Origin of the sequence: Pseudomonas sp. CAN1, assembly GCF_030462585.1 — a bacterium.
Lineage (GTDB): Bacteria > Pseudomonadota > Gammaproteobacteria > Pseudomonadales > Pseudomonadaceae > Pseudomonas.
On record NZ_JASMRU010000069.1, the window covers coordinates 1 to 7,059 of the forward strand.

Annotated in this window: 1 protein-coding gene; it reads right to left on the reverse strand. The window is 64.4% G+C overall.

Annotated features, from left to right (window positions below):
• Nucleotides 1-7,059, reverse strand: a 7,059-nt coding sequence (locus tag QO207_RS30860; protein ID WP_301536052.1) for an Ig-like domain-containing protein, incomplete at both ends; no start/stop codon positions are given.

Genomic DNA, 7,059 nt, shown 5'->3' on the forward strand with positions numbered 1-7,059 from the left:
TTCACGGTGTAGGTCAGGCTGTCGCCGTCCACGTCGTTGGCGATGATCTTGCCGGTAAGAGCGGTGTCTTCCGGAGTGGTCTTCGACTGGTCGCTGGTGGTCGGTGCATCGTTGACCGGGGTGACGGTGATGCTCACCACCGAGTCGACGGTACCGCCGTGGCCATCGCTGACACGCACGGTGAAGCTGTCGCTGCCGTTGTAGTCCTTGGCCGGGGTGTAGGTGTAATCACCGGTGGTCGCGTTGACGGTAACAGTGCCGTGGGTCGGCGCGGAGCCGTTCTTCACGGCGTAGGTCAGGGTATCGCCGTCGACGTCGTTGGCGATGATCTTGCCGGTCAGCGGGGTGTCTTCGGCGGTGGACTTGGACTGGTCGCTGGTGGTCGGTGCGTCGTTCACCGGGGTGACGGAGATGGTCACCACGGAGTCGACGGTGCCGCCATGGCCATCGCTGACGCTGACGGTGAAGCTGTCGCCGCCGTTGTAGTCTTTGGCCGGGGTGTAGGTGTAGTCGCCAGTGGTCGCGTTGAGCACGAGGGTGCCGTGGGCCGGCGCAGCGCCGGTCTTCACGGTGTAGGTCAGGCTGTCGCCGTCCACGTCGTTGGCGATGATCTTGCCGGTAAGAGCGGTGTCTTCCGGAGTGGTCTTGGACTGGTTGCTGGAAGTCGGCGCGTCATTGACCGGGGTGACGTTGATGTTCACCACGGAGTCGACGAAGCCGCCTTTGCCGTCGCTGACGCGGACGGTGAAGCTGTCCGAGCCGTTGTAGTCCTTGGCCGGGGTATAGGTGTACTCGCCGGTGCTGGCGTTGACGGTGACGCTGCCGTGGGTCGGCGCGGAACCGGCCTTCACGGCGTAGCTCAGGGTATCGCCATCGACATCGCTGGCGATGATCTTGCCGTTGAGCGGGGTGTCTTCGGCGGTGCTCTGGATCTGGTTGGCGCTGGTCGGCGCGTCGTTCACCGGGTAGACGGTGACGTTGAGGTCGAGGCTGTTGGTCGCCGAGTCGCTGTTGCTCTTCTCGGTCGCGGTGGCGCTGACTTCCAGCTTGATGGTGCCGTTGAAGTTCTCCGGCGGCGTCAGGGTCAGGGTGTCGAGGTTCCAGTCCTTGAGGTTGACGCTGTCGTGGGTGGCATCGGCGGTGAACTTGTTGGTGCCGTCGCTCAGGGTCGCGCCGACCGGGATCTTGCCGATGGAGACGGAAAGGGTTTCCGAGCCGTCCTTGTCCACCAGCGAGGCCTTGATGTGCGACAGGTTGATCGCACTGTCCTCGTTGCCTTCGTTGAGGCCGAACACCTTGTAGTGGCTCTGGCCGGTGCTGCCGGTCAGGTCGGACAGGCGCTCGCCACCGGTGGTCAGCTCGCCGGTGTTGTGGAACACCTGGGCGCTGCCGGTGCCCAGCAGCTGCGGGTCGCTGCCGTTGTCGGAGATGCTCAGGGTGTAGTTGCCCGGGCCGCTCTGGTTGTGCTGGTAGAGGGCGATCGGGTAGTAGCCGCTCTCGGTCGGGGTGAAGGTGCCGCTGAACTTGCCGCTGCTGCCGCCCCAGGTGGCTTCGGCGACGGTGCTGCCGCCGATGACCAGGCGCACGCTGTCGTCACCCACGCCGGTGAAGGTGTAGGTGTGGCCGGCTTCGAGGAAGATCAGGCCGCTGACCTTGGTGGCAGTACCGGCGGTGACGTCGGTGTTACGCACGCTGTCGGTGGAGCCGTGGGTGGTCGGGGTGCCGGCGGCGTCGATCTTCTGCTGCAGGGTGGCCGGTGCTGCGCCATTGCCGCCGGTGCCCAGGTCGAGGCCAGTCCAGGTGTCCACGGTCAGGCCGGTGGCTTTCGGGTGGCTGGTGCTGCCGTCCAGGCTCAGGTTCGGCTTGTCGGCGACGGCCTCGATGCTGACCGTCACGGTGGAGGTGGCGGTGCCGCCTTTGCCATCGCTGATGGTGTAGCTGATGGTGTCGGAGCCGCTGAAGTTTTCCTTCGGCGAGTAGGTCAGGGTGCCGTCGTTGTTGATCACCACCGTGCCGTTGGTGGCGCTGGCGCCGGTGACGTGCAGCGGATCGCCCTCGGCATCGGTGTCGTTGCCCAGCACATCGATGGTGACCGGGGTGTCTTCGTTGGTGTGCGMGGTGTCGGTGTTGGCCACCGGATCATCGTTGGTGCCGTTGACCGTGATGGTGATGGTCTGCGGATCGCTGAGCGCGCCGTCGTTGTCCTTCGCCTGGTAGGTGAAGGTGACGTCTTCATGGGCGCCGGCAGCCAGGTGATCGAAGGCGGTACCCGGATTGAAGGTGTAGCTGCCATCGGCGTTGAAGGTCAGCGTGCCCTTGCCCTGGGCAACGTCGCTGGCCAGCTGGTAGCTGACCACGCTGCCGTCGACGTCGGTGGCGGTCGGAACCTGGCCGTGGAAAACGGTGTTCTCTTCGGTGGCCTGGCTGTCGGCAAAGGCGACCGGCTTGTCGTTAGTGCCGGTGACCGTAATGGTGATGGTCTGCGGGTCGCTCAGCGCACCGTTGTTGTCCTTCGCCTGGTAGGTGAAGGTCACGTCTTCATGGGCGTTGACGGCCAGATGGTCGAAGGCAGTCCCCGGATTGAAGGTGTAGCTGCCATCAGCGTTGAAGGTCAGGGTGCCTTTGCCTTGAGCAACGCCGGTGGCCAGCTGGTAGCTGACCACGGTGCCATCGATGTCGCTGGCAGCCGGAACCTGGCCGTTGAAGACGGTGTTCTCTTCGGTGGTCTGGGTATCAGCCGAAGCGACCGGCGCATCGTTGGTGCCGTTGATGGTCACGGTGACGCTGGTGGTGGTGCCGTCTGCCGCCTTCACGTCGAAGGTGTCGGTGAGGTGCTCGCCAACCTTCAGTTCGTTGAAGGCGGAGTTGGCCACGTAGCTCCAGGTGCCATCGGTGCCGATGCTGAATTTGCCGTAGTCGCCGACGGTATTGGTCTGGGCCTGGAAGGTGGCCGGGCTGTCGACATCGGTGATGTTCAGCTTGCCGTCGAGGGTGACCGGGGCGTTAGTTTCGTCGGTTGCACCGGTAGTGTCGCCGGTGATCACTGCGGCATCGTTGGTGCCGGTGACCGTGATGGTAACGGTCTGCGGGTCGCTCAGCGCACCGTTGTTGTCCTTCGCCTGGTAGGTGAAGGTCACGTCCTCATGGGCGCCGGCGGCCAGGTGGTCGAAGGCAGTGCCCGGATTGAAGGTGTAGCTGCCGTCGGCGTTGAAGGTCAGGGTGCCTTTGCCCTGGGCGATGTTGGTCGCCAGCTGGTAGCTGACCACGGTGCCGTCGATGTCGCTGGCAGCCGGAACCTGGCCGTTGAAAACGCTGTTCTCGTCGGTGGTCTGGGTATCGGCGGTGGCAACCGGCGCATCGTTGGTGCCATTGATGGTCACGGTGACGCTGGTGATAGTGCCGTCTGCCGCCTTCACTTCGAAGGTGTCGGTCAGGTGTTCGCCGACCTTCAGTTCGTTGAAGGCGGAGTTGGCCACGTAGCTCCAGCTGCCATCGGTGCCGATGCTGAATTTGCCGTAGTCGCCGACGGTATTGGTCTGGGCCTGGAAGGTGGCCGGGCTGTCGACGTCGGTGATGTTCAGCTTGCCGTCGAGGGTGACCGGGGCGTCGGTTTCGTCAGTTGCACCGGTAGTGTCGCCGGTGATCACTGCGGCATCGTTGGTGCCGGTGACCGTGATGGTGACGGTCTGCGGATCGCTCAGGGCGCCGTTGTTGTCCTTCGCCTGGTAGGTGAAGGTCACGTCCTCGTGGGCGTTGACGGCCAGGTGGTCGAAGGCGGTACCCGGATTGAAGGTGTAGCTGCCATCGGCGTTGAAGGTCAGGGTGCCTTTGCCCTGGGCGACGTTGGTGGCCAGCTGGTAGCTGACCACAGTGCCATCGATGTCGCTGGCAGCCGGAACCTGGCCGTTGAAAACGGTGTTCTCGTCGGTGGTCTGGGTGTCGGCGGTGGCAACCGGCGCATCGTTGGTGCCATTGATGGTCACGGTGACGCTGGTGCTGGTGCCGTCAGCGGATTTCACCACGAAGGTGTCGGTCAGGTGCTCGCCAACCTTCAGTTCGTTGAAGGCAGAGTTGGCAACGTAGCTCCAGGTACCGTCAGTGCCAATGGTGAATTTGCCGTAGTCGCCAGCCGTATTGGTCTGGGCCTGGAAGGTGGCCGGGCCGTCAACGTCGGTGACGTTGAGCTTGCCGTCGAGGGTGACCGGGGCGTTGGTCTCGTCAGTTGCACCGGTAGTGTCGCCGGTGATCACCGCGGCATCGTTGGTGCCGGTCACGGTGATGGTCAGGGTCTTGCTGTCGGTGGCGCCATGCTCATCGGTGACGATGAACTTGATCTGCAGTTCCTGGGTCTGGCCTTCGGCGAGGCTCTGGTACGCCGGGTTCTTGCCGTCGAAGGTCCAGGTGCCGTCGGTCTTCAGGGTGAAGCCGGCCGGCGGGGTGCCGTCGACGCTGAAGCTCAGCTTGGCGCCGTCGTCCACGTCGGAGGCGGTGACCTGGCCCTTGCTGACCTGGTCTTCGCTGGCGGCGACCGGCGTCGGGGCGTTGGCGATGGGGGCGTCGTTGGTGCCGGTGACGGTGATCACCAGCACGCTGTTGCTCTTCGCGCCGTGCTCGTCGGTGGCGGTGAAGGGCACGCTGATGATCTGCACAGCGCCCTGTTTCAGGTGCTGATAGGCCGCATCGCTGGCGTCGAAGCTCCACTTGCCGTCGCTGTCGATCGTCAGGCCGGCCGGCAGCTTGCCGGCGGTGAAGGTCAGCTGGGCGCCGTTGTCCGGATCGAAGGCTTTCAGCTCGCCACTGATCTGTGCGTCTTCCTTGACGAAACCGGCAGCCGGGAAGGCGATCGGCGTGTCGTTGGTGCCGGTGACGGTCAGGGTCAGGGTGTTGGTATCGGTCGCACCGTGCTCATCGGTCACGGTGTAGTTGATCTTCAGTTCCTTGGTCTCGCCGGCCGCGAGGCTGGCGTAGGCCGGGTCGAGACCATTGAACACCCAGCTGCCGTCCTTGAGCAGGGCGAAGCCGGCCGGTGCCTTGTCGTTCAGGCTGAAGCTCAGCTTGGCGCCATCGTCGATATCGGTGGCGCTCAGCTTGCCGACGCTGAGCTTGTCTTCGCTGACGCCGGCGCTGCCGGGTTTGGCCACCGGCGCATCGTTGGTGCCGGTGATGGTGATGGTCAGGCTGCTGGAGCTGGTCGCACCGTGCTCGTCGGTCACGGTGAAGGGGATGCTGATGGTCTGCGTGGCGCCTTGTTTCAGGTGCTGGTAGGCCGCATCGCCAGCGTTGAAGGACCACTTGCCGTCGGCATCGACGGTGAAGCCGGCCGGGGCGTTCTTGTCCAGGGCATAGGTGAGCTTGGCGCCGTCGTCGGCGTCGGTGGCGGCGAGCTGGCCGCTGATCTGCGCATCTTCCTTCACCGCGTCCTTGGTGGCGCTGGCGACCGGTGCGTCGTTGCTGCCAGTGACGGTGATGGTGATGGTCTGCGGATCGCTCAGCGCGCCGTCGTTGTCCTTCGCCTGATAGGTGAAGGTAACGTCCTCGCTCTGGCCGTCGGCCAGGTGATCGAACGCGGTGCCCGGATTGAAGGTGTAGCTGCCATCGGCGTTGAAGGTCAGGGTGCCTTTGCCCTGGGCGACGTTGTCCGCCAGCTGGTAGCCGACCACAGTGCCGTCTACGTCGGTGCCAGCCGGAACCTGACCGTTGAACACAGTGTTCTCTTCGGTGGTCTGGCTGTCGGCGAAGGCGACCGGCTTGTCGTTGGTGCCGGTCACGGTGATGGTGATGGTCTGCGGGTCGCTCAGCGCACCGTTGTTATCCTTCGCCTGGTAGGTGAAGGTCACGTCCTCGTGGGCGTTGACGGCCAGGTGGTCGAAGGCGGTACCCGGATTGAAGGTGTAGCTGCCGTCGGCGTTGAAGGTCAGGGTGCCTTTGCCCTGGGCGATGTTGGTCGCCAACTGGTAGCTGACCACAGTGCCGTCGATGTCGCTGGCAGCCGGTACCTGGCCGTTGAAAACGGTGTTCTCGTCGGTGGTCTGGGTATCGGCGGTGGCAACCGGCGCATCGTTGGTGCCGTTGATGGTCACGGTGACGCTGGTGCTGGTGCCGTCAGCGGATTTCACCACGAAGGTGTCGGTCAGGTGCTCGCCAACCTTCAGTTCGTTGAAGGCAGAGTTGGCAACGTAGCTCCAGGTGCCGTCAGTGCCAATGGTGAATTTGCCGTAGTCGCCGGCGGTATTGGTCTGGGCCTGGAAGGTTGCCGGGCCGTCGACGTCGGTGACGTTGAGCTTGCCGTCGATGGTGACCGGGGCGTTGGTTTCGTCGGTTGCACCGGTAGTGTCGCCGGTGATCACTGCGGCATCGTTGGTGCCGGTCACGGTGATGGTCAGGGTCTTGCTGTCGGTAGCGCCATGCTCATCGGTGACGATGAACTTGATCTGCAGTTCCTGGGTCTGGCCCTCGGCCAGAGCCTGGTACGCGGGGTTCTTGCCGTCGAAGGTCCAGGTGCCGTCGGTCTTCAGGGTGAAGCCGGCCGGCGGGTTGCCGTCGACACTGAAGCTCAGCTTGGCGCCGTCGTCCACGTCGGAGGCGGTGACCTGGCCCTTGCTGACCTGGTCTTCGCTGGCGGCGACCGGCGTCGGGGCGTTGGCGATGGGGGCGTCGTTGGTGCCGGTGACGGTGATCACCAGCACGCTGTTGCTCTTCGCGCCGTGCTCGTCGGTGGCGGTGAAGGGCACGCTGATGATCTGCACTGCACCCTGTTTCAGGTGCTGATAGGCCGCATCGCTGGCGTCGAAGCTCCACTTGCCGTCGCTGTCGATCGTCAGGCCGGCCGGCAGCTTGCCGGCGGTGAAGGTCAGCTGGGCGCCGTTGTCCGGATCGAAGGCCTTCAGCTCGCCGCTGATCTGTGCGTCTTCCTTGACGAAACCGGCAGCCGGGAAGGCGATCGGCGTGTCGTTGGTGCCGGTGACGGTCAGGGTCAGGGTGTTGGTATCGGTCGCACCGTGCTCATCGGTCACGGTGTAGTTGATCTTCAGTTCCTTGGTCTCGCCGGCCGCGAGGCTG